Genomic DNA, 23518 nt, shown 5'->3' on the forward strand with positions numbered 1-23518 from the left:
TAAATAGAAATCAAAAGGAGAACTATGGCAAGGATCGAGATCTTAGCCCCGGTGGGCAGTGAAGAAATGCTCCGCGCGGCGGTGTTCAGCGGGGCGGACGCAGTATATCTGGGCTTTTCGGGCTTCAACGCCCGCACAGGCGCAGGCAACTTTGACGCAGACAGTCTAAAGGAGGCCGTGCGCTTTTGCCATGCCCGGGGCGTGGCGGTGCACGTTGCACTGAATACGACCGTGTACGGCACCGAGCTGTCAGCGCTGGAACAGGCTATCCGGGCGGTGGCAGCTAGCGGAGCGGATGCAGTCATCTGTCAGGATCTGGCAGTGGCTACCTTAATTGGTAAAATCGCCCCGCAGCTGCCCCGGCACGGCTCTACCCAGATGAGCGTCCACACCCTGCAAGGCGCACTGGAACTGAAGGAGCTGGGCTTTACCCGGGTGGTGCTGGCGCGTGAGCTGAGCCTGCCCGAGGTGGAGCACATCACAAAGCACTGCGGCATCGAGACCGAGTGCTTCATTCACGGTGCGCTGTGCATGAGCGTGAGCGGCCAGTGCTATATGTCCGCCTTTCTGGGCGGGCGCAGCGGCAATCGCGGCTCCTGTGCGGGCCCCTGCCGCCTGCCTTTTGAAGCCAACGCCCTGCCGGAGGGCAAGCCCGGGCGGCTGCATCACCTCTCCCTCAAGGATAACTCTGCCATCGACAAGTTGGACAAGCTTCAGGCGCTTGGCGTAGCATCGGCCAAAATCGAAGGCCGTCTGCGCACACCGGAGTATGTGGCGGCGGCGGTCAGCGCCTGTCTGGCGGGCCGCGAGGGCCGCGCCTATGACCGTGACCTGCTGAAGAACGCCTTCAGCCGCTCCGGTTTCAGCTCCGGCTATCTGGATGGAAAAATCGACGGTACCATGTTCGGTGTGCGCAGCGAAGCCGATGCTGAGCTGACCAAAAAGACCCTGCCGATGCTGCGCGAGCTTTACCGCCGCGAGCGCTCCCGCGTGCCGGTGCAGATGAAGCTGGAAATTGAAGAAGGCGGCGAAAAACTGACCGTCACCGATGCCGACGGCAACAAGGCCTTTGCCTACGGGGATGCCGAGCCGCAGCCCGCCCGCACCGACCCCACCGAGAGCCTGAACCGCAGCTTGGCAAAGACTGGCGGCACCCCCTTTACGGCAGAGAAGATCACGGTGGAAATGGACGGCGGGCCGTGGTTCATCCCCGGCAGCGCCGTAAATGAGCTGCGCAGGGAGGCACTGGATGCCCTGCTCAAAAAGCGGGAGGTGCTGCGTCCTTGGCCTACCACCGAGGAGCACGTCGCCGCCCTGCCGCAGCGCACCCTGCCGCCCCGCCGCACCCTGCGCGCCCGGTTCGAGCGCTGGGATCAGGTGCCGGAGCGGGCACTTGACGGGGTGGAGTACCTCATCCTGCCCATTGCGCAGGCCGACCGTGTGCCCCGGGAGTGGCGGGCAAAGACCCTTCTGGAGCTGCCCCGGGTCATGTTCGGTGCGCTGGAGCAGGATACTGCCCGCCGCATCGCAGCTACGCAGGATGCGGGCTTTGCCGGGTACGAGGTCAGCAACATCGCCCATCTGCGGCTGTGCCGTGGGCTGCCCATGACCGGCGGCTTCGGGCTGAACATCACCAACAATGTGGCTGCGCAGTTCTATGCAGAGCAGGGGGTTTTCAGTCTGCTCATCCTGCCGGAGGTGAAAGACAGCGATATTGCGTCCATTGCGCCTGCCTGCAACGGTAAGCCTGTGCCTACGGGCGTGATGATCTACGGCCACATGCCGCTGATGCTCACCCGCGCCTGCCCGCTGCAAAATATCCACGACTGTGCCCACTGCGATAAGACCGGCGTGCTGACCGACCGCAAGGCCAAAAAGTTCCCGGTACGTTGCGGCCTTGGGGTGCGCACCATCTATAACCCGGTGCCCATCTATATGGGCGATAAGCCCGGCGCACTGGCGGTGGACTACGGCGTGGCCTACTTTACGCTGGAATCCCGCGAGGAAGCAGCGCAGATTTTGGAAATGATTCGCACCCACGCCCCCTTTGAGGGGGAGTTTACCCGCGGTTTGTATTTTAAAGGAACCAACTGATAAGAAACCACCGGCATTGCCCCAAGCTTTGCCTGTGAAAAAACAGAAAAACGAAACGAGGTCATACGATGGAATCCATCACTGTAAAATATAAGGTACTGGATGCCCGGGCAAAGGTGCCCGCTTATGCCACCCCCGGCGCAGCTGCCGCCGACCTGTGCGCTGTGCTGGATGCGCCGCTGACCGTTGCCCCCATGCAGCGGGTGCTGGTGCCCACCGGCCTTGCCATCGAGCTGCCCGGTGCCCACAGCGTGGCGCTGGTGTACGCCCGCAGCGGCCTGTCCATCAAGCACGGCCTGTGCATGGCCAACGGCGTAGGCGTGGTGGACAGCGATTACCGCGGCGAGCTGAAGGTGCCCATGGTCAATCTGGGTGCCGAGGCTTATACCATCCAGCCCGGCGAGCGGGTGGCGCAGCTGTGCATCGCCCCGGTGTATACCGCTGCCTTTGTGCCCGCCGAGGAACTGGGCGACACTCAACGCGGTGCGGGCGGCTTTGGCTCTACCGGCCGATAAGGAAGGGACGCGGCAAAAATGAAGGAAAACGACCTGATCTTAGCCTCCGGCAGCCCCCGCAGACGGGAACTGCTTTCCCTGTATACCACCGATTTCACGGTCTGCGTCAGCGATTTTGACGAGAGCGCCGTCACTGCGCCCACCCCGGCGCAGCTGGTGGAGCAGCTGGCCATCGGCAAATGCCTTGCAGTGGCAAAGCAGCACCCGGATGCCGTGGTCATTGGCTGTGACACCGTGGTGGACGTGGACGGCACCGTGTTCGGCAAGCCCCATGACGCAGAGGACGCCAAGCGGATGCTGCGCGCCCTCTCCGGCAAGACCCATCAGGTGCACACCGGCGTGTGCATTGCAAAAGGGGACAGGGCAGAGCATTTTGTGGACAGCTGCAGGGTGACCTTTTTCCCGCTGGGGGAGGAGGAGATCGCGTTCTACACCGCAACCCCGGAACCCTACGATAAGGCCGGTGCCTATGCCATTCAGGGACGCGCAGCCCTGTGGCTGGACCGCATCGAGGGCGACTACTACACCATTATGGGGCTGCCGGTCAGCCGCACCGTACAGCTGCTGACGCATTTTTTGTGAGAAAAATGGAAAAATGATAGAAAACTTGCCGAAACGCTTGAGAAATGAAGTACTTGCGGCTATAATAGAACCGTGTTATTCTGCGCAGGAGGGTCTGTTTGCTGCAGACTGTCCGGCATTCTGGGATAGATTTAAGGAACGATCGTAAGGAGATTTGGAACAATGAGTTTTCTGTCAAAGGACGTTGGCATTGATCTGGGTACTGCCAATACTCTGGTCTACATGAAGGGCAAGGGCATCATCATGCGCGAGCCCTCGGTCGTGGCGGTGGATACCAAGACCGACGAGGTGCGCTGCGTGGGCGGCGAGGCAAAGGCTGTCATCGGTCGTACCCCCGGCAGCATCGTGGCAGTGCGTCCCCTGAAGGACGGCGTCATCGCTGATTTCGACATCACCGCAAATATGCTGGAGAACTTCCTCAAAAAGGCCTGCGGCAACAGCATGTTCTCCCGTCCCCGGGTGGTCATCTGCATTCCCTCCGGTGTTACCGAGGTGGAGCGCCGCGCAGTGCGCGAGGCTACCCTGAAGGCCGGTGCCCGTCAGGTGTCTGTCATTGAGGAGCCCATGGCTGCTGCCATCGGCGCAGGCCTGCCCATCAGCGAGCCTACCGGCAGTATGATCGTGGATATCGGCGGCGGCACGGCCGAGATCGCCGTCATCTCTCTGGGCGGCATAGTGGCCTCCCGCAGCGTGCGCATGGCCGGTGATATGTTCGATCAGGCCATCATCGCCTTCATCAAGCGCAAGTACAACCTACTCATCGGTGAGCGTACCGCCGAGCAGATCAAGATCGAGATCGGCTCTGCCTATGTGCTGGACCCGGAGCTGACCATGGAGATCAAGGGCCGCAACCTTGTGGACGGCCTGCCCAAGAACATCGTGGTGCACTCTGAGGATGTGCGCGGCGCTCTGCTGGAGTGTCTGGTCAAGATCACCACTGCCATCAAGGAGACGCTGGAGCGCACCCCGCCGGAGTTGAGCGCAGATATCATCGACCGCGGCATCACCCTGACCGGCGGCGGCGCTCTGCTGCGCGGTCTGGATCAGCTGATCCAGAGCGAGACCGGCATTGATGTGCATATTGCGGAGGACCCGCTGGACTGCGTGGCCAAGGGTGCCGGTGCGGTGCTGGATCATGTGGATGTGCTGCACGATGTGCTGGACACCGATGGAGGACATATGTAAGAGCGGCTCTCTGCGGAGAGAGTTGCTTAAAATGCGGAAAAGTTTCAGACACAGCAGCTGTGCGTTTTTCCGCTGCAAACACTGCATCTTGCGCGGATGGCACGGCTGTCCGCGCTTTTTTCATGCAAAGGCCTGCGGTAGGGCGCGGGCATCCCGACAGGAGGGAAGGACCCTTTGAAAGATTTTTTTGATACCTGGAAATTCAAGATCCTTGTGGCCGTGGCAGTATTTCTGGTGGGCATCATGGCCTATGCCGGTGCCAACGGACGCCTGACCGCCGCCCCGCAGGAGCTGCTGGGCGTGATCCTGACCCCTTTCCAGAAGGCGGCGGCTGTGGTCAGCGGCGGCGTGGGTGCGGTGTGGGAAAAATACACCAGCATTGACGAGGTCGTGGAGCAGAACGAGCAGCTGGAAGCGGAAAACGCTGAGCTGCGCCAGCAGATGGTGGACTACGACCGCCTCAAGGCCGAAAACGAAGCCTACAAGGCACTGGCTAATATTCAGGAAAAGAACAGCAACGCCACCTATGTGTCCGGCTTTGTCATTGGACGCGACCCGCTGGACGAGTTTGGCGGTTTCACATTGGACAAGGGCACCGCAGACGGCGTAGCGGTGAACGATGCTGTCATCAGCGACCGGGGCTATCTGCTGGGTATGGTGGTGGAAGCCGACCCGACCAGCTGCAAGGTGATGACCATCCTGCACCCCAGCTTCAATGCGGCGGGGGTGGTCTCCCGCACCCGGGAAAACGGCATCCTGAACGGCAACACCACCTATGCAGCGGACGGTCTGTGCACCCTGACCAATCTGGAGCGCAGCACCGAGACCCGCGCGGGCGATCAGGTCATTACCACCGGTCTGGGCGGGGTGTTCCCGCCGGATCTGCTGGTGGGCACGGTGCAGGACGTGGTGCCTGAAGCCAGCGGCAAATCCTCCATTGCGGTGGTGCGCCCCGGTGCCGACCCCCGCACCGCCAAGCACGTTTTTATCATTACTGCGTACTAAGGAGGGCACACTGCTATGGAATCTCGCCGCAGGCGCAGCCGCAGCCAGCTGCTGAAGTGGGGCTGCTATGTGCTGGCGCTGTTTGTGTGCGCCGCTTTGCAGACCACGCCCGGGCTGTTCCAGCTGGGGGAGGCAAAGCCGCTGCTGGTGCTGCCGCTGTGTCTGGCGGTGGCAGTATTTGAAGGAGAGTTTGCCGGAGCACTGCTGGGCACGGTAGGCGGCCTTTTGTGGGACTACGCCGCCGGGCGCACGGTGGGTATGCTGGCGCTGGAGCTGCTGCTGCTCTGCTTTGGGGTATCGGTGCTGGTGCAGCTGTATTTGCAGGTGAACCCCGGCAATTTTGCCGCCGTAAGCACCGTAACGGCGCTGCTGGTGCTCTCGCTGGACTGGCTGTTTTTCTACTATATGCCGGGTTATACCGGCGCTGCGCTGCGGTATGTCACCTTTGTACTGCCCAGTGCGGTGCTGACCATCCCGGCGGCGCTGCTGGCTTTCTGGCTGGTGCAGCGCATCCATGACGGGTTCCGGATCGACAACGGTGTGGTCTGACCCGTAAGAGGAGAACCAGATGAACGAAAATGAACGCAAGGTCGTGGTGCGGCGGATGCTGCTGCTCATCGCAGTGGCCTGCATCATCATGGGACTGTATACCTTCCGGCTGATCTTTTTGCAGCTGGTCAATGGGGACAGCTTCAAGGCAAAAGCCACCAACACCACGGATTATAAGTTCACGGTCACCGCCGCGCGCGGCAATATCGTGGACAGCACCGGCAAGCGCATCGCCACCACCAGCACCGGCTATAATGTGGTGCTGAACAAGCTGCAGATGGGGGATCAGGATCTGGACACCATGCTGCAGCAGATCGTGGAGCTTTTGCGCCAGAACGATGAAAAATGGCTGGATACCCTGCTCATCAGCGAGCCGGATGCCGCCGGGAACTATACCTTTACGGACAGCGCCGACAGCACCAGCGACCAGAAAACGCTGGCAGACATGAAGGAGACGCTGGGCTTGCAGCAGTACGCCACCGCCAACGATGTGATGGAGATGCTGGTGGAGAAGAACCATCTGGAAAGCTTCTCCCTGCCGTGGCAGCGGGTGCTGGCGGGCATCCATTACGAGATGGACCGGCAGGCCTTTTCCAACATGAATAACTTCATCATGGCGGAAAACGTCAGTCAGGTGACAGTGGCTGCCATCAAGGAGCATTCCCTCACCCTGCCGGGCGTGGAGATCGTGGAGACCAGCACCCGCAGCTACGAGCAGGGAGATATCCTCCCCGCTGTGTTGGGGCGCGTGGGCAAGATCACCGCCGAAAAGTGGAAGGTGACCGACGAGAACGGTCAGGTGACCTATCCGCTCAAGGAAAAAGGCTATAACATGAACGATGTGATCGGCATCTCCGGCCTGGAGTCCGTGTACGAGGACGAACTGCGCGGCAAGGACGGCGTGGAGACCATCACCCGCAATTCGGACGGTGTGATCGTGGATACCAAGATCACCACCGTGCCGAAGCCGGGGCATACCGTGCAGCTGACCATCAACAGCGACTTTCAGCGTGCGGTGGACAAGGCCCTTGCCAACAACATTGATATGATCAACCGGGTGTACAACACCGGCGATATGAAAGCTGCCGCCTGTGCTGCGGTGGTGCTGGATGTGAAGGACGGCAGCGTGCTGGCGGCTGCGAACTACCCCAGCTTTGACCAGAATCTGTACGCCACAAACTATTCTGAGTACAGCGCCGACCCCAGCCTGCCCCTGTTCAACCGGGCGCTGCAAGGCCTGTACACTCCCGGCTCTACCTTTAAACCGGCAGTGGCGGTGGCGGCGCTGGACAGCGGCCTCATCAACCAGTACTCCACCGTCAACTGCACCGGCGTGTATACCTATTATAAGGACTACCACCCCCGCTGCACCCGCCACGGCCACAGCGGCAACATTGATGTGGTAACCGCCATCAAGTGGAGTTGTAACATCTTCTTCTACGATGTGGGACGCCGCCTGACCAGTGACGTCTACGATGCCTACGCCTACAAGCTGGGTCTTGGCCAGCGCACCGGCGTGGAGGTAAACGAGGTCGTGGGACGTCTGACCAAAAAGACGGATAAAAACTACACCTCCTCGCTGGATATTCAGGCCGCTATCGGGCAGGGCAACACGGTGGTAAGCCCCATCCAGCTGGCTACCTACGCCGCCACGCTGGCCAATAACGGCGTGCGCTACCGCACCCACTTTGTCAAGGCCATTCTGGATACCAACACCGGCGAGGTGCTCAGCGAGACCCAGCCGGAGGTGATGGATATCATCGAGGGCAACGGCAACACCTTTGATCTTGTGCGGCAGGGCATGACACTGGTGCCCAGCACCATCAGCGGTAAGATCTCCAGCTACCCCATTGCCATCGCCTGCAAGACCGGCACCCCCCAGCGCAGCGAGACCTACGCTTCGGGCAAGCACTACCTGAATGCTATGATGATCGCCTACCTCCCGGCAGACGACCCGGAGATCGCCATCGGCATCGCGGTAGAGTACGGCGGCTACGGCGCCCGCACCGGCGATCTGGTGGTGGATATCGCCAACGCCTACTTTGCCATGAAGGACGGCACGCTGGAGGTTGACCCCTATGTGGATCCGCGCACCGTGGCGCAGGAGGATGCCGCAGCATCGGATACCGCTGCCCAGACCGCCCCGGATGCTGCGAATGATGCACAGACCGCTGCCGCCGCCGCAGAACCGCAGCAGACGACCGTGCCCGCAGGGGTGACAGAGGAAGAAAACAACGATGCAATGCTTGCGCAGTAAAGCGCAGCTGCGTGCAAAGTGCTGAACTTGAACGAAAACTTGAATATTGTGTCCAAAAACCTGTTGTAAATGAGTTGCGTTTGTGATATCATGTATAACAAAGGAAATTTATCAAGCTTTTATATACAAATGTTTCAATAGAGGAGAGATCTACAGATGACGATTGCCCTGATCGCGCATGACTCCAAAAAGGAGCTGATGGTTCAGTTCTGCACGGCGTACTGCCGTATTCTGAGCCAGCATAAATTGGTGGCGACCGGCACGACCGGCAAAATGATTTCCGAGGCCACCGGCCTGCAGGTACAGCGCTTTTTGGCCGGGGTGCAGGGCGGCGGCCAGCAGATCGCGTCCCGCATTGCCTGCAACGAGATCGACCTGCTGCTGTTCTTCCGCGACCCTATCAATGCAAAGCCCAGCGAGCCGAATGAGATGACCTTGCTGCGCCTGTGCGATGTGCACAACATCCCCATGGCCACCAACATTGCCACCGCCGAGGTGCTGATCCATGGCCTGGAGCGCGGAGATCTGGACTGGCGCGATATCGTGCACCCGCAGAACTGAAATATGCAAAAAAGAAGCGCTGCATCGTACAGATGCGGCGCTTTTTTGCTTCTCAGGTGAAATGCAATGCGGATTTTCCGCTGGGTCAGACCGTGCCGTTTACCTTAAAATCCTGTGCCATCTCCTGCACATCGGCGGCGGTAAACTCGCCCAAGGGCAGCAGCAGCCGGGCAAGGGTGTCCTGCGGCAGCGCCGCCAGCGCGGCACTCTCGTCCAGTGCGGTGTCCACAGCGGGGCAGACCGCGTGCACGCCGTCGCTGCCCAGCTCCACCCGGGCGTGGTGCCCGGTGGCAATGTACTGGATGCCCAGCTTGTCGGCAGCGGTCAGCAGGGCGGCAAACCGGGCGTCGTTGCCGCTGCCCAGTACTGCGGCGGGCTGGTCTGCCAGTGCTTCTGCCTTCAGTACGATGCACTCGATGCCAAGAGCCTCAGCAGCCTGCCGTGCGGCTGCGGCCCAAGCGCTCTGCTCAGCGGCCAGCTGCACCACAGCCCCGGCCACGCCAAAGCCCTGCTGCTGCAAAATGCGCACCACAACGCCGCAATCTACGGTGCCGTCCATGCTGACAAGCACCTTGTCCTGTGTTTCGTAGGTGTCGAACCCGTTGCCGGGCAAAAATGCGTCGCTCATGTTCCTTGCCTCCCGCCATGTGCTTTGCTTTGTGCTACGGCCAGCTGGTCGCAGCGTTCGTTTTCCGGGTGGCCTGCGTGGCCCTTTACCCAGACGTAGGTGATCTTGTGCCGTGCCTCCTGCTCCAGCGCCTGTGCCCATAAGTCCGGGTTCAGGGCAGGGGAGCCGTCGGCTTTTTTCCAGCCCCGGCGCTTCCAGCCCTTGGCCCAGCCCTTTTCCAGCCCGTTGATCACATACTGGCTGTCAGAGCACAGCCGCACCTCGCAGGGCTCCTTGAGCTGGCGCAGCGCCTCGATAAAGGCTGTCAGCTCCATGCGGTTGTTGGTGGTGCTGGCGTCGCCGCCGCTCAGTTCCTTTTCGTACACCTTGCCGTCAAAGCGGTAGCGCAGCACCGCACCCCAGCCGCCCGGGCCGGGGTTGCCGCTGCAAGCGCCGTCTGTGTACACCTCTACCTGTTTCATGGGGTTCTCCTTATAGAATAGAATACCTTTATTTAGCGCTATTTTGCCCGGGATGTCAAGAGCCAATGTATACACCGACCCAGTTTTGCCAAACCTTGGAATTGACAAAACCGGTGCGAGATACTATACTTAGCGTAACAAAATGCGTATAGGGGTGCACCAAAGGCGTGCGCCCGGCTGTTCCGGCAGAAACGCCACGGTCGCATCGAACAGATGGACTTACCTGGCCAAGAACCTCTTGCGGAACCAACAGCGCTGCTGCAAAAAGCACGCTGAACGATAAATTCTATACGATGCATCAACCGGAAGCCGATGCAGTTTCAGGTGCTTCCCCTGTGCAAGATGCGGCTGCTCTCCCCGGCGGGGCGCGGTCTGGCTTGCAATTGAATCTGGAGGTAAAGAATGGCTCAAGCAAAAGAAAATAACACCGCACCCCGCGCAAAAGCCCCGGCAGCGCCCAAGGCAGCCGCCGCAAATGGTACTGCTCCCGCAGGGGAAAAGCGCACCCGTCCCACCACCCGCCGCCCCTATTATAACCGCCGCCCGCGCCGTGCGCAGCAGCCCAAGGAAGCAGCGATCCCCATCCATATCTATCCGCTGGGCGGTTTGGGCGAGGTCGGCAAGAACATGACCGTCTACGAGTGCAACGGCGATATGATCATCGTGGACTGCGGCTTGGTGTTCCCGGACAGCGAGATGTTCGGCGTGGACATGGTCATCCCGGACTTCACCTTTGTGGTGCAGAACAAGGATAAGATCAAGGGCCTGCTCATCACCCACGGTCACGAGGATCACATTGGCAGCATCCCCTATCTGCTGCAAAAGATCAGCCTGCCGGTGTACGGCACCCGCCTGACCTGCGGCCTGATCAAGAACAAGCTGGAGGAGTTCGGCCTTGCCGGCAAGACCAAGTTTGTGGAGATCGTGCCCCGTCAGAAGATCAAGTTGGGCTGCTTTACCGTGGAACCTATCCACGTCAACCACTCCATCCCGGATGCCGTGGCCTTTGCCATCGACAGCCCCGCCGGTACCATCATCCAGACCGGCGACTTTAAAATTGATTACACCCCGCTGGCCTGCGGTGTGACCGACCTGTCCACTCTGTCCGAGTACGGGCAGCGCGGTGTGCTGGCTTTGCTGAGCGATTCCACCAACGCGGAGCGCCCGGGCTTTACCGCTACCGAGCAGAAGGTGGCCGCCGGTGTGCGCAGTCTGTTTGCCCGCGCCCGCAATAAGCGCATTATCATTGCAACCTTTGCGTCCAACATCTACCGCGTGCAGCAGATCATTGATCTGGCCGTGGAGGATGGCCGCAAGGTGGCTTTCAGCGGACGCAGCATGGTCAACAACACCGCTATGGCGCAGGAGCTGGGCTATATGCACATCCCGGAGGACACCCTGATCAGCGTGGACGAACTGAACCAGTACCCGCCGGAGCAGGTGGTGCTGGTGACCACCGGCAGTCAGGGCGAGCCCCTGAGCGCGCTGAGCCGCATGGCCTCCTGCAGCCACCGTCAGGTGCGTGTGGGCCCCGGCGACTTCATCATCATCTCCGCCAACCCCATCCCCGGCAACGAAAAGAGCGTGACCAAGATCGTCAACGGTCTGCTGCTGCTGGGCGCAGAGGTCATCTACGAGAGCATGTATGATGTACACGTTTCCGGTCACGCCTGTCAGGAGGAGCAAAAGCTGATGCTCACCCTGACCAAGCCCAAGTACTTCCTGCCCGTGCACGGCGAGTATAAGCAGCTGAAAAAGCACGCCCTCACCGCTGCAAGTCTGGGCATTCCAACCAGCAATATCCTCATTGCGGAAAACGGCTCCAACGTCATCCTCTCGCAGGACGAGATGAAGCTGGGCGAGCCGGTGACCGCCGGTGCCGTCATGGTGGACGGCCTTGGCGTGGGCGATGTGGGCAACGTGGTGCTGCGGGACCGCAAGCACCTCTCCGAGGATGGCCTTGTCATCATCGTGGCCACCGTGGACAGCAAGACCGGCAAGGTGCTTGCCGGACCGGATCTGGTAAGCCGGGGCTTTGTGTATGTGCGCGAGAACGAGAGCCTGATGGACGGTGCCCAGAGCATTGTGGAAAATGCACTGGAGCGCTGTGTGGATGAGCACGTCCGGGATTGGAACAGCGTAAAGACCCGTGTGCGTGAGGCACTGAGCAGCTATATCTACCGGCGCACCAAGCGCAGCCCGATGATCCTGCCGATCCTGATGGAGGTCTGATCCGGGCGCACCGCAAAGCGGTGCAGCGTCTGAGGAGGCAAAAAACCAATGAAACGTAAACCAAGATGGACACTGGAAATGCTCACGGCCAGTCTGGCGGTGCTGTGCGGCCTTTTGCTGCTGGTGCTGCTGGTGCAGCGCCCTACGGCATGGCCGCTGCTGGCCGTGCTGGTGGTGCTGTGGGGCATAGGGGCAACCTTGTTCCGCTGCAAGCTGCGCAGCTGGGTGGTGCGCTGGACAAGCGGCACCACGTTTGAAAAATCCAAGGTGCAGTTCAGTCTGGAGCCCCTTTCCCAGCCTGCGGCGCTGCTTTCCGGCGAGACGGTGCTGTGGTACAACAGCCAGTTCCGCACCCGCCTGCTGGGCGGGCAGGATGTGCTGGCCAGCCGGGTGCAGAAGCTGCTGCCCGGGCTGGATCTGCAGCTGTGCCGCAAGCGTGAAGGGCAGCTGCTGACCCTTGCCGACGGCTACTGGAGCGTGCACAGCTCCACCGTGCCCGGCGAAGCCGAAAGCATGACCCTGCTGGTGCTGAACGAGGAGACCGAGCTGCGCCGCATCGAGGCAGAGTACAAGGCCAGCCGTCCGGGGTATCTTGCCTTTCAGCTGGACGGCTACGATGATGTGTTCGGGGATCTGATGGACAGCGAGCGCGCCCGCCTGCTGGAGGGCGTCAACCGCATTCTGGAGGATATGATCGGGCGCGGCAGCGGCTTTCTGCGCCGGGTAGGCAGCGGCGGCCGCTACATCGCCGTGGTGGAGGAGCGCCAGCTGGAGCAGTTCGCCAATCGCGGCTACGATGTGCTGGATAAGATCCGCGCACTGGACCCCGGCGTGAGCCTTTCGCTGTCCATTGGCATCGGACGCGGCGCACGCACCCTGCGGGAAGCGCAGGACATGGCCGAGCACGCGCTGGATATGGCGCAGGGACGCGGCGGCGATCAGGCCGCTGAGATGACGCTGGACGGCTTTACCTTCTACGGCGGCGTGAGCCACGGCGTGGAAAAGCGCAGTAAGGTGCGCAGCCGCCTTGTGGCTGACCAGCTGGTCAAGCTGATCAAAGAGGCTGACCATGTGGTCATCATGGGTCACCGCATGAGCGATCTGGATGCTATCGGCGCAGCCGAAGGCGTGCTGCGCATTTGCAAGATCTGCGATGTGCCGGCGGTCATCGCCGTCCGGCGGGACGCCACGCTGGCGGCCAGCCTGATCGATGCGCTATGCAAGGCGGGGCAGAAGGATGACTTCATTGACCCCAAGGACGCCCTGCCCATCATTTCTAAGCGTACCCTGTGTATCGTGGTGGATACATATCAGGTTGGCCTTGTGGAGAGCAAGGACATTCTGGAAAAATGCGGCAAGGTGGCTGTCATCGACCACCACCGCAAGGGCGTGGGCTACATTGAGAACCCGGCGCTGGTCTGCCACGAACCCTATTCCTCCTCGGCCAGCGAGCTGGTCACCGAGCTGTTGCAGTATGTGGGCGAGCGGGACGACAAGCCCAACCGCGTGGAAGCCGAAGGTCTGCTTGCCGGTATCCTGTTGGATACGCAGGACTTTACCCTGCACACCGGTGTGCGCACCTTTGAAGCCGCAGCTGCCCTGCGCCGCTACGGCGCAGAGACCGAGCGGGTGCGCAGGCTGTTCGATGTGACCATGGTGGAATACAACGCCAAGGCTGATCTGGTGGAAAAGGCGCAGATGTACAAAAACTGTGCCATCTCCATTGGCGGCGAGGTCGCCCCGGAAGCCCGGGTCGCCATTGCGCAGGCCGCCAACGACCTGCTGCGCATTCAGGGCGTGGACGCCAGCTTTGTGGCGGTGCAGGTGGGCAACGGCGTAAACGTCTCTGCCCGCAGCATGGGTGCCGTGAATGTGCAGGTGATCATGGAGTCGCTGGGCGGCGGCGGTCATCAGACCATGGCAGCAGCGCAGCTGAAGCATATCACCCCGCAGGCGGCACGCAGCCGCATTCAGGACGCCATCGACCAATATTATCTCTCCCAGAAAAAGACTACGCCGGAAGCACGACCGGCAAAAGGGGAATAAAACATGAAACAGTACGATTATCTCATCGTTGGTGCCGGTCTGTTCGGTGCCGTGTTTGCCCACGAGGCAAAAAAAGCAGGCAAAAAGTGTCTGGTCATCGATAAGCGCGACCATATCGCGGGCAATATCTACACCGAGAATGTGGAGGGCATCAACGTGCACCGCTACGGCGCGCATATCTTCCACACCAACAACAAAGCCGTGTGGCAGTATGTGAACCAATTTGCAGAGTTCAACCGCTACACCAACAGCCCGGTGGCCAACTACCATGGCCAGATCTACAACCTGCCCTTCAATATGAACACCTTCAACAAGATGTGGGGTGTGGTGACCCCTGCCGAGGCCAAGGCTAAGATCGAAGAACAGAAGGCTGCCGCGGGCATCACCGACCCGCAGAACCTCGAAGAGCAGGCCATCAGCCTTGTGGGCACCGATATCTACGAAAAGCTCATCAAGGGCTACACCGGCAAGCAGTGGGGACGCCCCTGCACCGAGCTGCCCGCTTTTATCATCAAGCGCCTGCCGGTGCGCTTTACCTACGACGACAACTACTTCAACGCCCTGTATCAGGGCATCCCCAATGGCGGCTATACTGCCATGGTGGAAAAGATGCTGGCCGATACCGAGGTGCGCCTGAACGTGGATTATCTGGCCGACAAGGCTGCGCTGGACGCACTGGCTGAGAAGGTGGTCTACACCGGCCCGGTGGATGCCTACTTCGGCTACCGTCTGGGTGCTTTGCAGTACCGCAGCGTCCGCTTTGAGACCGAGGTGCTGGACACCGATAACTATCAGGGCAACGCGGTGGTCAACTACACCGATGCCGAGACCCCCTATACCCGCATCATCGAGCACAAGCATTTCGAGTTCGGCACCCAGCCCAAGACCGTCATCAGCCGGGAGTACAGCGCCGAGTGGAAAAAGGGCGATGAGCCTTATTATCCCGTCAACGATGAGAAGAACGGCACGCTGTATGCAGAGTACAAGGCACTGGCTGATGCCGAGCCGGGCGTGATCTTCGGCGGCCGTCTGGGCGAGTATAAGTACTACGACATGGACAAGGTCATCGAGGTAGCGCTGGACGTGGCCGCAAAGGAGCTGACTTAAGCGGTTTTTAATGGCCGACGCGTTCGCTTTGGCCATCTTCAGAGGAAAAATCTTTTGGTAAAAATGTGTTTATCGCGGCCTGCAGGCCGCCATAAACACGAAAAAAGAAAAAATTCCTTGCAGAATGTCCAGAGCGCAGCGGAGGACATTTGAAATGCTGCCCCGCTTCCTCTTGCCCAAAAACGACAAATGCGCTATACTATTACCATAAGACTGCACCGGTTTTCCGGTGAGAAGTGAGGGATACTATCATGAAAGTGATTCTGAAGCAGGATATCAAGGGCATTGGTAAGAAGGACGAGATCCACGAGGTCTCCGACGGCTACGCCCGCAACTACCTGTTCCCGCGCAAGCTGGCCGCTGTGGCAGATGCCAGCGCTGTGAACATGGCCCGCGGCAAGGAGGCCGCGGCCGATTTCCACGAGGCTGAGAATGTGGCAGCCGCCAAGGCTCTGGCTGCTAAGATCGAAGGCAAGACCGTGACCATCAAGGCCAAGGGCGGCGCATCCGGCCGTCTGCACGGCAAGGTGACCGGCAAGGAAGTTGCCGAGGCACTGGCTGCGCTGGCAGGTGCACCCATCGACAAAAAGAAGATCGAGCTGGAGACCAAGGACATCAAGGATGCCGGTGTGTTCAACGGCAAGGTCCGTCTGTACGTTGGCGTCGTGGCTTCCTTCAAGATCCAGGTGGAAGTGGAACAGGCCTGATCTGTGTGCCGTTTGCGCCCCCTCACAGCAGGGGGCGCTTTTTGGCTTTACAGGATGCTTTGGATTTTGGATAAGGACAAACTACTATGCCGAACGAACGACGTTATTCCAATGAACTGAATCTGGAGAGCGTGGGCATCAATCTGCCCTACAATATGCAGGCAGAGCAGAGCGTGCTGGGCGCGGTGCTGCTCAAGCCCGACACTCTGACCGATCTTGTGGAGATCCTCAAGCCGGAAATGTTCTACACCCGGCAGAACGCCCAGATCTGGACCGAGATGCTGCGCCTGTTCACCAACGACCAGACCATTGATTTTGTCACCCTGCTGGATGCAGTGGTGTCCGATGGTGTGTTCCCCAGCGCAGACGAGGCCAAGATCTACCTGACCGGTCTGGCGGAAACAGTGCCCAGCATCTCCAACGTAAAGGCCTACGCCCAGATCGTGCAGGAAAAATATCTGGTGCGCCAGCTGATGGGCGTTGCCAAGGACATCTTGCAGGACGCCGGAGATGAGCCGGACGCCGACCTTCTGCTGGAAAACGCCGAGCAGCGCATCTACGAGATCCGCTCCGGCCGCGATTCCAGCGCCCTGACCCCGCTTTCGTCCAGCATGGTGGAAACGCTGACCAACCTGCAAAAGATCAGCGGCCCGGATGCGGATAAGTACAAGGGCATTCCCACCGGTTTCCGTCTGCTGGATACCGTGCTTACCGGCCTTGGCCGCGGAGATCTGATCATTCTTGCGGCCCGTCCCGGTATGGGTAAGACCAGCTTTGCGCTGAATATCGCCACCCGCGTGGCCATGCAGCAAAAGGTGCCGGTGGCTATCTTCAGCTTGGAAATGACCAAGGAGCAGCTGACCAACCGTATCCTCTCGTCGGAGGCCGGTATCGACAGTCAGGCCTTCCGTACCGGTGCGCTGCGCGCTGAGGACTGGGAGTATCTGGCGCTGGCGACTGAAAAACTGCACGACGCACCGATCTATATGGACGATACCTCCGGTATCACCATCACCGAGATGAAGGCAAAGATCCGCCGGGTGAATCAGGACCCTGCCCGCCCCAACGTGGGCCTGATCGTCATCGACTACTTGCAGCTGATGACCACCGGCCAGCGCAGCGAGAACCGCGTGCAGGAGATCAGCTCCATCACCCGAAACCTCAAGATCATGGCGAAGGAGATGAATGTGCCTATCATCGCGCTGAGCCAGCTGTCCCGTGCGGTGGAAAAGCAGGGCAACAACTCCAGCCACCGCCCGCAGCTTTCGGACCTGCGCGACTCCGGCTCCATCGAACAGGACGCAGACTGCGTGCTGTTTTTGTACCGCGATTCCTACTACGCCAGCCAGAACCCGGACGGTGCCGAGGTGGATGCCGATACCGCCGAGTGCATCGTGGCAAAGAACCGTCACGGCGAGACCAGCACCGTGCCGCTGGGCTGGGATGGTGCCCACACCCGCTTTATGGATGTGGACTTCAAGCGCTGATGGATACAGAGATTCTTGCCCGGGTGGCGGATTTCTGCACCCGGGAGGGGCTTTTGCAGCCCGGCGCACCGCTGCATCTGGCGGCGGCAGTCTCCGGCGGGGCAGACAGCATGGCGCTGCTGCTTTTGCTGCGGCAGCTGCAGTCGAGGTTCGGCTATACGCTTTCTGCCTGCCATGTGAACCACGGTCTGCGCGGGCAGAGCGCCGACCGTGACGAAGCCTTTGTGCGGGCAGAATGCGCCCGCTTGGGCGTGCCGCTGCGGGTGTTCCATGCGGCAGAGCTTGCCCCGCTCCCGGCGCACGCCGGGGAGGACTGGGCGCGCCGTCTGCGCTACACAGCCTTTGCGCAGCTGCAAGGGCAGGGGATAGATGCCATCGCCACGGCCCATACTGCAAATGACCAAGCCGAAACGCTGCTGCTGCGGCTGGCGCGCGGCACCGGGCTGCATGGCGCGGGCGGCATCCGGCCGAGGCGCGGGTGCTACCTGCGCCCGCTGCTCTGCCTGAGCCGCGCCGAGACCGAGGCTGTCTGCCGGGCAGCGGGGCAGCCATGGGTCACCGACGAGACCAACGACACCGATGCCTACGCCCGCAACCGGCTGCGCCACAGCGCCCTGCCTGCGATGGAAAGCACCAACGCAGCAGCGGTGCAGAATCTGGCACGGTTCTGTGAAAAGGCCGCCCGGGCGGATGCCTACCTTGCCGCCGAAGCTGCAAAGCTTCTGGCAGCGGCGCGCCTGCCCGGCGCAGAACCAATGTGGCAGCTGCTGCCCTTGCAGGCGGCAGACCCGCTGCTGCTGGAAACTGCGCTGCACAGCCTTGTGGCTCCGGTGCGGGACGCAGAGGAAAAATATGTGCAGCTGCTGTGCGCCGTGGTGCGGCAGGGCAGCGGCGCAGTACAGCTGACCGGACAGGTACGCTTTTGCGCCGGGAACGGTTGTCTGCGGCAGGAAACGCTGCCGCAAGCCCTGCCCCGGCAGCCGGAGAGAGCGCCGCAGCAGGTGCCTTTTTTGCCCGAAAAACAGCCGGAATTCCGGCTGCGCGGGGGCTGGAAAGGGAAAGCAGAGCTGTTAAAAGCCGATTTTGAAGAAAAAATACAAGTCGTTCATAAAAAAGACTTAAAAAATCGGGCGGATTATGCTAGAATAACTACGTTGTACACTAGTCTTGTTCTGCGTGCCCGACAGCCGGGAGACCGCTTCCGGCCTGCGGGGCGGGGCTTGAGCAAGCCGCTGCGCAAGTGGATGAACGAGGCCGGTGTCCCGAACGAACTGCGGGATACGCTGCCGCTGCTTGCCAGCGGAAGCGAAATTTTATGGGTGTGTGGGGAAGGCTTTGCCGATGGCCTTGCACCGGACACGGAAAGCAGATGGATCCTGCACTTGGATGCAGAGATCGAAACACAGGAGGAAAAAACAAATGAGTATGCACGATGATATCAAGACCGTTCTGGTCAGCGAAGAGCAGCTGAAGGCCAAGGTGGCAGAGCTGGGCGCTCAGATCAGCCGGGACTATGCCGGTAAAAATCTGGTGCTGGTGTCCATCCTCAAGGGCTCGGTGGTCTTTATGGCCGACCTGATGCGGGCTGTGAGCATCCCCTGCAATATCGACTTTATGGTGGTCTCCAGCTACGGCGGCAGCAACACCACCACCAGCGGTCTGGTCAAGATCATCAAGGATCTGGACGGCGATCTGTCCGGCAAGGATGTGCTGATCGTGGAGGACATTCTGGACACCGGTGTCACCCTGTCCAACCTTGTGCCCATGCTCAAGATGCGCAACCCGAACTCCGTTAAGATCTGCACCATCCTTGATAAGCCCAGCCGCCGCAAGGCCGATATCCAGCCGGATTACGAGGGTTTTCAGGTGCCGGACGAGTTTGTGGTGGGCTATGGTCTGGACTACGATGAAAAATACCGCAACCTGCCCTATGTCGGCGTGCTGAAGCCCGAGGTCTACACGAAGTAACGTGTCCATTATAAAAATCCAGAACTGGAGTTGATTTTTTTGCAACCGAAGAAACCCCGTTTTAATCCGCTGGTGATCGCCATTGTGCTGGCAGCCGTGCTGATGGTGTGGTCGGTGCTGGGCGGCACCGGCGGCAGCGCCAGCGGCTCCTCCATGGCGTATTCCACGGTGGTACACTATTTTGAGAGCAATCAGGTCACCAAATTCTCGCTGGATCTGAATACCGGCGTGATCACCATGACCCTGAAGGAAGGCGCACAGGAGCTGCCCAACGCTGCCGAGCAGAGCACTGCCCAGTCCACGGGCGGGCTGCTTTCCGGCCTGTTGTCCTCCTCTTCCTCTGCCCCCACCGGGGTAAAGAAGAACGAGGACGGCACCGAGACGGTCAGCTATAAGCTGCCTTACGCCCGGATGTTCGTGGATCATGTGTCGGACTACATCGCCCAGTACGATGCAGCCAACCCCGACGCGCCCATGGTGTACGACTATGTGCCCGCCAAGGAGACCATCCCCTGGATGGAGATCCTGTTCTATCTGGCTATGCTGGGCTGCACCGGCTTTTTGCTGTTCTCCATGATGCGCGGCGGTGCCGGTGGCGGCGGCATCATGAATGTGGGCAAGGCCAAGGTAAAGGACGAGCACGAGAACAAAAAGACTGCCACCTTTGCCGATGTGGCCGGTGAGGACGAGGAAAAAGAGGAACTCAAGGAAGTTGTGGAATTCCTCAAGAGCCCGGATAAGTTCAATACGCTGGGTGCCCGCATCCCCCACGGTGTGCTGCTGGTGGGCCCTCCGGGTACCGGTAAGACCCTGCTGGCGCGTGCCTGTGCTGGCGAGGCCGGGGTGCCCTTCTATTCCATCTCCGGCTCTGACTTTGTAGAGATGTACGTCGGCGTGGGCGCATCCCGCGTGCGCGACCTGTTCGATAAGGCCAAAAAGACCATGCCCTGCATCATTTTCATTGATGAGATCGATGCCGTGGGTCGTCAGCGCGGCGCAGGTCTGGGCGGCGGTCACGATGAGCGCGAGCAGACTTTGAACCAGCTGCTGGTGGAGATGGACGGCTTTGAAGCCAACGACGGCATCATCGTCATGGCCGCCACCAACCGTGCCGACATTCTGGATAAGGCGCTGCTGCGCCCCGGCCGCTTCGACCGTCAGGTCTATGTGGGCCTGCCGGATGTCAAGGGCCGCGAGGAGATTTTGAAGGTGCATACCCGCAATAAGCCCCTTGCACCGGACGTCTCCCTGAAGGTCATCGCCCAGCGTACCGCCGGTTTTGCCGGTGCAGACCTTGAGAACCTTGTCAATGAGGCCGCGCTGCTGGCAGCCCGCCGCAACCGCAAGGCCATTACCATGGAGGATATCGAGGAAGCTTCCATGAAGGTGATGGCTGGCCCCGAGAAGAAGAGCCGCGTGGTCACCCCGGAGGAGAAAAAGCTCACCGCCTACCACGAGGCCGGTCACGCAGTGGCAGGTTTTTACTGCAAGCATCATCCCCGTGTGCACGAGATCACCATCATCCCGCGCGGTCAGGCTGGCGGCTACACCATGTATCTGCCTGAGAAGGACCGCAGCTATGTGACCAAGGGCGAGATGTTTGAGGACATCGTGTCCAGTCTGGGCGGCCGCGTGGCCGAGCAGCTGATCTTGGAGGACATCTCCACCGGTGCTTCCAACGATCTGCAGCAGGCTACCAATATCGCCCGCCAGATGATCACCCGCTACGGCTTCTCCGAGCGTCTGGGCCCTGTGGTCTACGGTACCTCGCAGGAGGAGACCTTCCTTGGCCGCGATTTTGGTCAGGGCAAGGGTTACAGCGAGACCACCGCTGCTGAGATCGACAGCGAGACCCGTGATATCATCGATGAAGCCTACGAGACCTGCCGCCGCACCCTGACCGAGCACATCGACCAGCTCCATGCGCTGGCCAAGGCTCTGATGGAGCGCGAAAAGCTCAACGAGGAGCAGTTCAACACCATTATGGCCGGCGGCACCCTGCCCCCCTGTGAGGACGCAAAGCCCGAGCAGGCGCAGCCCGACCAGACCGTGCAGCCTGCCCCGGTGCAGCCCGCAGAGCCTGCGGAGACCGCTGAGCGTGCCGAACCCGCCGAGCAGGCTGAGCCTGCCCAGCCGGAAGTGCCGCAGCCGGATGCCCCGGAGCAGCAGGACTAAGCTTTTTTAAGAAAAGGAGCGAACATCGTGGAGGAAAATTTTAACCCGGTCGCCCAGACCCGTGCAAACTATTATACTCCCGGCAGCCCGGTGCAGTTCGTATGCGTGGAGCTGCTCAAGGGGGACGTCAGCGGCGAGCACGCTGTCTGCCTGACCTTCAAGAATATTTCCCGCGTGACCCTGACCGCACTGGAGATCCACTTCAAGTGCAAGGGCGTGGACGGTGTGATCCTGTGCGAGGATAAGTTCGAGTACCGGGATCTTCAGGTAAAGCCCGGCGAGCTGTTCGGGCAGGACGATGCCGTGTTCATCACGGCAAAAGCCATCACCAGCGTGGATGTTTCGCTGTGCAATGTGTACAACGGCAAGCGCGTGGTGCATCTGGACGGCATCAAGCGTGTGCGCCTGCCCGCACCCCGCCGTCTGGCACCGGAGCTGCAAAAGGCGCTGGAAGCCCGCATGAACCGCAGCGGGCTCAAGTATCAGCCGCAGGTGTTCGAAAACGGCTGGTACTGCGCCTGCGGTGCCTTCCACCCCACCGAGGAGGACACCGTGTACTGCTCGGAGTGCGGCTGTGACCGCATTCTGCTGCAGAACGCGCTGAACACCCTGTTGCAGCCCGCCGCCCCGGCAGACGAGATGGAAATGCCCCTCAGCGCCCCGGCGGTTCCCGCAGCGCCCGCTGCGGTGGAGGAGCCTACCCGCATCGTGGGTGCCGCCCCTGCCGCCCCGGCAGCGCCCGCAGAGGAGCCCACCCGGGTCATGGGCGCAGCGGCTTACCAGCCGAAGGCTGCCCCCGTCCAGCCCATCTCGGAGCCTACCCGGGTGCTGGATGCCTCTGTCCGCACACCGTATTCCGGCGCTGCTGCGGCAGACGAGGGCACCCGTGTGATGCCTGCCGCCGCCCGCCGTCCGGCACCGGCTCCGGTGCGTCAGCCCGAGCCCATGGAGGAGGAGTACGAGGAGTACGAGGACAGCCGGGACAGCGTGGCAGAAGCGCTGATCCGCTGGGTGCCGCCCATTACGGCCATCCTGTGCGCAGCCATCGCGCTGTGCGGCTTTGTGTACTACCAGTTCGTGCTGTAATATAAGTTCATCCCGGCGGAGGGGGCAGCGTGCCTTCTCCGCCTTTTGTGTGCATTGCACAGAAAGGAAATGCCATGCCGGAACAAGCCTTACAGGTGGCTTTTGAGATCAAGACCGCCTGCGATGAGATCAGCCGCCGCCTGCTGCGCTGGCACTGGGAGCGCAAGCCCGGGGCGCACAGTCTGGATGCGCTGCTGGAACATATCGCCGCCCGCAAGCAGGAAAGCCCGGATTACTACGACCGTATGCCAGACCTTTCCGGCAAGACCAGCTGGCAGCAGCTGGATACTACCCTGTGTATGCGGGTGCTGCTGGACCCGGAGACCGATGCCGCCCGCCCGCTGGACCTGCTGGGCAACACGGTGCATCCCTCTGCCGCCCGCCATGCCTGCAACGCCATCCGCACCGCCCGCAACGAAGCTGCCCACGCGGCAGTTGCAGCGGACGGCGCACAGGCAGCCCTGCTGTTCAATGAAGCCATCGAGGCTTTGGAAGAGGGCTACGCCGGTACCGCCTTTAAGGAAAACGAGCTGGCGCAGTATTACCGCGAAGCCGAGGATTACCTGAGCCGGTGCAGCGAGGGCAAGCCACTTAAGGCACGCCAGAGCAGCCCGCAGAACGCGCAGCAGGGGAAAACAGCCGCCCGCAGCAAGCCCCGCAGCGCACAGCAGCCCCGCAGCACAAAAAGCACTGCAGGGCGGCAGAACACCTCTGCCCGCAGCCGCAGCACCGGTACAAAACAGAGCCGCAGCACGGCGTCCCGTGGTAAAAAGCAGCAGACCGGCGGCGAGAGCAAGGTGGCACTGGGCATTATTCTGGCGGCGCTGGTGCTGGGGCTTATCGCACGCGCTATCAGCATGGGACTTGTGTAAG

20 protein-coding genes are annotated in these 23518 nt (G+C 60.9%); 18 read left to right on the plus strand and 2 right to left on the minus strand.

What is annotated here, in order from left to right; genetic code table 11:
* The first annotated feature begins 24 nt into the window (after positions 1–24).
* The 8 genes from ACXPUX_RS07975 (at position 25) to mgsA (ending at position 8748) form a co-directional block, all read left to right on the plus strand.
* Positions 25–2094, plus strand: coding sequence for a U32 family peptidase (locus tag ACXPUX_RS07975; protein WP_458827837.1), 2070 nt, complete (start codon positions 25–27; stop codon positions 2092–2094).
* A 68-nt stretch (positions 2095–2162) separates the two neighbouring features.
* Positions 2163–2609, plus strand: coding sequence for a dUTP diphosphatase (gene dut / locus ACXPUX_RS07980; RefSeq protein ID WP_458827839.1), 447 nt, complete (start codon positions 2163–2165; stop codon positions 2607–2609).
* 18 nt (positions 2610–2627) lie between these two features.
* On the plus strand, positions 2628–3191 hold the full coding sequence (locus ACXPUX_RS07985; RefSeq protein ID WP_458827840.1) for a Maf family protein: 564 nt from the start codon (positions 2628–2630) through the stop codon (positions 3189–3191).
* A gap of 162 nt (positions 3192–3353) precedes the next feature.
* Complete coding sequence (mreB, locus tag ACXPUX_RS07990) at positions 3354–4376, plus strand: rod shape-determining protein (RefSeq protein ID WP_112090338.1); 1023 nt, start codon at positions 3354–3356, stop codon at positions 4374–4376.
* A gap of 174 nt (positions 4377–4550) precedes the next feature.
* Positions 4551–5381 (plus strand): rod shape-determining protein MreC, encoded by an 831-nt coding sequence (gene mreC, locus ACXPUX_RS07995; RefSeq protein ID WP_458827841.1) that lies wholly within the window; start codon positions 4551–4553, stop codon positions 5379–5381.
* Positions 5382–5396: 15 nt separating this feature from the next.
* A complete protein-coding gene (gene mreD, locus ACXPUX_RS08000) occupies positions 5397–5930 on the plus strand; it encodes a rod shape-determining protein MreD (protein WP_458827842.1) in 534 nt (177 codons plus the stop codon).
* Between the two features lie 19 nt (positions 5931–5949).
* Complete coding sequence (locus tag ACXPUX_RS08005; protein ID WP_458827843.1) at positions 5950–8187, plus strand: peptidoglycan D,D-transpeptidase FtsI family protein; 2238 nt, start codon at positions 5950–5952, stop codon at positions 8185–8187.
* A 156-nt stretch (positions 8188–8343) separates the two neighbouring features.
* A complete protein-coding gene (mgsA, locus tag ACXPUX_RS08010; protein ID WP_458827844.1) occupies positions 8344–8748 on the plus strand; it encodes a methylglyoxal synthase in 405 nt (134 codons plus the stop codon).
* Positions 8749–8833: 85 nt separating this feature from the next.
* Here mgsA and ACXPUX_RS08015 read toward each other — a convergent pair whose 3' ends face one another.
* Positions 8834–9376 (minus strand): hypothetical protein, encoded by a 543-nt coding sequence (locus tag ACXPUX_RS08015; RefSeq protein ID WP_458827845.1) that lies wholly within the window; start codon positions 9374–9376, stop codon positions 8834–8836.
* A complete protein-coding gene (gene rnhA, locus ACXPUX_RS08020) occupies positions 9373–9837 on the minus strand; it encodes a ribonuclease HI (protein ID WP_015537876.1) in 465 nt (154 codons plus the stop codon). Before rnhA ends, ACXPUX_RS08015 begins: the two co-directional genes overlap by 4 nt.
* A gap of 402 nt (positions 9838–10239) precedes the next feature.
* Between rnhA and ACXPUX_RS08025 the strand changes: the two genes are divergently transcribed.
* The 10 genes from ACXPUX_RS08025 to ACXPUX_RS08070 all read left to right on the plus strand — a co-directional run bounded on the left by ACXPUX_RS08025 (position 10240) and on the right by ACXPUX_RS08070 (position 23517).
* Positions 10240–12069 (plus strand): ribonuclease J, encoded by a 1830-nt coding sequence (locus ACXPUX_RS08025; RefSeq protein WP_458827846.1) that lies wholly within the window; start codon positions 10240–10242, stop codon positions 12067–12069.
* 48 nt (positions 12070–12117) lie between these two features.
* Positions 12118–14115, plus strand: a complete 1998-nt coding sequence (locus ACXPUX_RS08030) for a DHH family phosphoesterase (protein WP_458827847.1) — start codon at positions 12118–12120, stop codon at positions 14113–14115.
* Positions 14116–14118: 3 nt separating this feature from the next.
* A complete protein-coding gene (glf, locus tag ACXPUX_RS08035; RefSeq protein ID WP_458827848.1) occupies positions 14119–15222 on the plus strand; it encodes a UDP-galactopyranose mutase in 1104 nt (367 codons plus the stop codon).
* Between the two features lie 251 nt (positions 15223–15473).
* Complete coding sequence (rplI, locus tag ACXPUX_RS08040; RefSeq protein ID WP_005923531.1) at positions 15474–15929, plus strand: 50S ribosomal protein L9; 456 nt, start codon at positions 15474–15476, stop codon at positions 15927–15929.
* 86 nt (positions 15930–16015) lie between these two features.
* Positions 16016–17416, plus strand: a complete 1401-nt coding sequence (gene dnaB / locus ACXPUX_RS08045) for a replicative DNA helicase (protein WP_458827849.1) — start codon at positions 16016–16018, stop codon at positions 17414–17416.
* Positions 17416–18852 carry a tRNA lysidine(34) synthetase TilS gene (gene tilS, locus ACXPUX_RS08050; protein WP_458827850.1) on the plus strand — a complete coding sequence of 479 codons (1437 nt, stop codon included), beginning with the start codon at positions 17416–17418 and terminating at the stop codon, positions 18850–18852. Before dnaB ends, tilS begins: the two co-directional genes overlap by 1 nt.
* Positions 18836–19384, plus strand: a complete 549-nt coding sequence (gene hpt / locus ACXPUX_RS08055) for a hypoxanthine phosphoribosyltransferase (RefSeq protein ID WP_044960265.1) — start codon at positions 18836–18838, stop codon at positions 19382–19384. Before tilS ends, hpt begins: the two co-directional genes overlap by 17 nt.
* 30 nt (positions 19385–19414) lie before the next feature.
* A complete protein-coding gene (gene ftsH / locus ACXPUX_RS08060; protein ID WP_458827851.1) occupies positions 19415–21559 on the plus strand; it encodes an ATP-dependent zinc metalloprotease FtsH in 2145 nt (714 codons plus the stop codon).
* Positions 21560–21586: 27 nt separating this feature from the next.
* Positions 21587–22645: a hypothetical protein gene (locus ACXPUX_RS08065; RefSeq protein ID WP_458827852.1), complete on the plus strand. Its 1059-nt coding sequence runs from the start codon at positions 21587–21589 to the stop codon at positions 22643–22645.
* Between the two features lie 74 nt (positions 22646–22719).
* A complete protein-coding gene (locus ACXPUX_RS08070) occupies positions 22720–23517 on the plus strand; it encodes a hypothetical protein (RefSeq protein WP_458827853.1) in 798 nt (265 codons plus the stop codon).
* Position 23518 lies beyond the last annotated feature (1 nt).

This window comes from Faecalibacterium sp. PGM34, assembly GCF_054456555.1.

What these genes read in the sequence shown, in the direction of transcription:
- ACXPUX_RS08030 (WP_458827847.1), top strand. Translation starts at nt 12,118, where the DNA reads ATGAAACGTAAACCAAGATGGACACTGGAAATGCTCACGGCCAGTCTG.
- glf (WP_458827848.1), top strand. Translation starts at nt 14,119, where the DNA reads ATGAAACAGTACGATTATCTCATCGTTGGTGCCGGTCTGTTCGGTGCC.
- tilS (WP_458827850.1), top strand. Translation starts at nt 17,416, where the DNA reads ATGGATACAGAGATTCTTGCCCGGGTGGCGGATTTCTGCACCCGGGAG.
- ACXPUX_RS08025 (WP_458827846.1), top strand. Translation starts at nt 10,240, where the DNA reads ATGGCTCAAGCAAAAGAAAATAACACCGCACCCCGCGCAAAAGCCCCG.
- dut (WP_458827839.1), top strand. Translation starts at nt 2,163, where the DNA reads ATGGAATCCATCACTGTAAAATATAAGGTACTGGATGCCCGGGCAAAG.
- ACXPUX_RS08005 (WP_458827843.1), top strand. Translation starts at nt 5,950, where the DNA reads ATGAACGAAAATGAACGCAAGGTCGTGGTGCGGCGGATGCTGCTGCTC.
- ACXPUX_RS08015 (WP_458827845.1), bottom strand. Translation starts at nt 9,376, where the DNA reads ATGAGCGACGCATTTTTGCCCGGCAACGGGTTCGACACCTACGAAACA.
- rplI (WP_005923531.1), top strand. Translation starts at nt 15,474, where the DNA reads ATGAAAGTGATTCTGAAGCAGGATATCAAGGGCATTGGTAAGAAGGAC.
- mgsA (WP_458827844.1), top strand. Translation starts at nt 8,344, where the DNA reads ATGACGATTGCCCTGATCGCGCATGACTCCAAAAAGGAGCTGATGGTT.
- rnhA (WP_015537876.1), bottom strand. Translation starts at nt 9,837, where the DNA reads ATGAAACAGGTAGAGGTGTACACAGACGGCGCTTGCAGCGGCAACCCC.
- mreD (WP_458827842.1), top strand. Translation starts at nt 5,397, where the DNA reads ATGGAATCTCGCCGCAGGCGCAGCCGCAGCCAGCTGCTGAAGTGGGGC.
- ACXPUX_RS08070 (WP_458827853.1), top strand. Translation starts at nt 22,720, where the DNA reads ATGCCGGAACAAGCCTTACAGGTGGCTTTTGAGATCAAGACCGCCTGC.
- ACXPUX_RS07975 (WP_458827837.1), top strand. Translation starts at nt 25, where the DNA reads ATGGCAAGGATCGAGATCTTAGCCCCGGTGGGCAGTGAAGAAATGCTC.
- mreB (WP_112090338.1), top strand. Translation starts at nt 3,354, where the DNA reads ATGAGTTTTCTGTCAAAGGACGTTGGCATTGATCTGGGTACTGCCAAT.
- hpt (WP_044960265.1), top strand. Translation starts at nt 18,836, where the DNA reads ATGAGTATGCACGATGATATCAAGACCGTTCTGGTCAGCGAAGAGCAG.
- ACXPUX_RS07985 (WP_458827840.1), top strand. Translation starts at nt 2,628, where the DNA reads ATGAAGGAAAACGACCTGATCTTAGCCTCCGGCAGCCCCCGCAGACGG.
- dnaB (WP_458827849.1), top strand. Translation starts at nt 16,016, where the DNA reads ATGCCGAACGAACGACGTTATTCCAATGAACTGAATCTGGAGAGCGTG.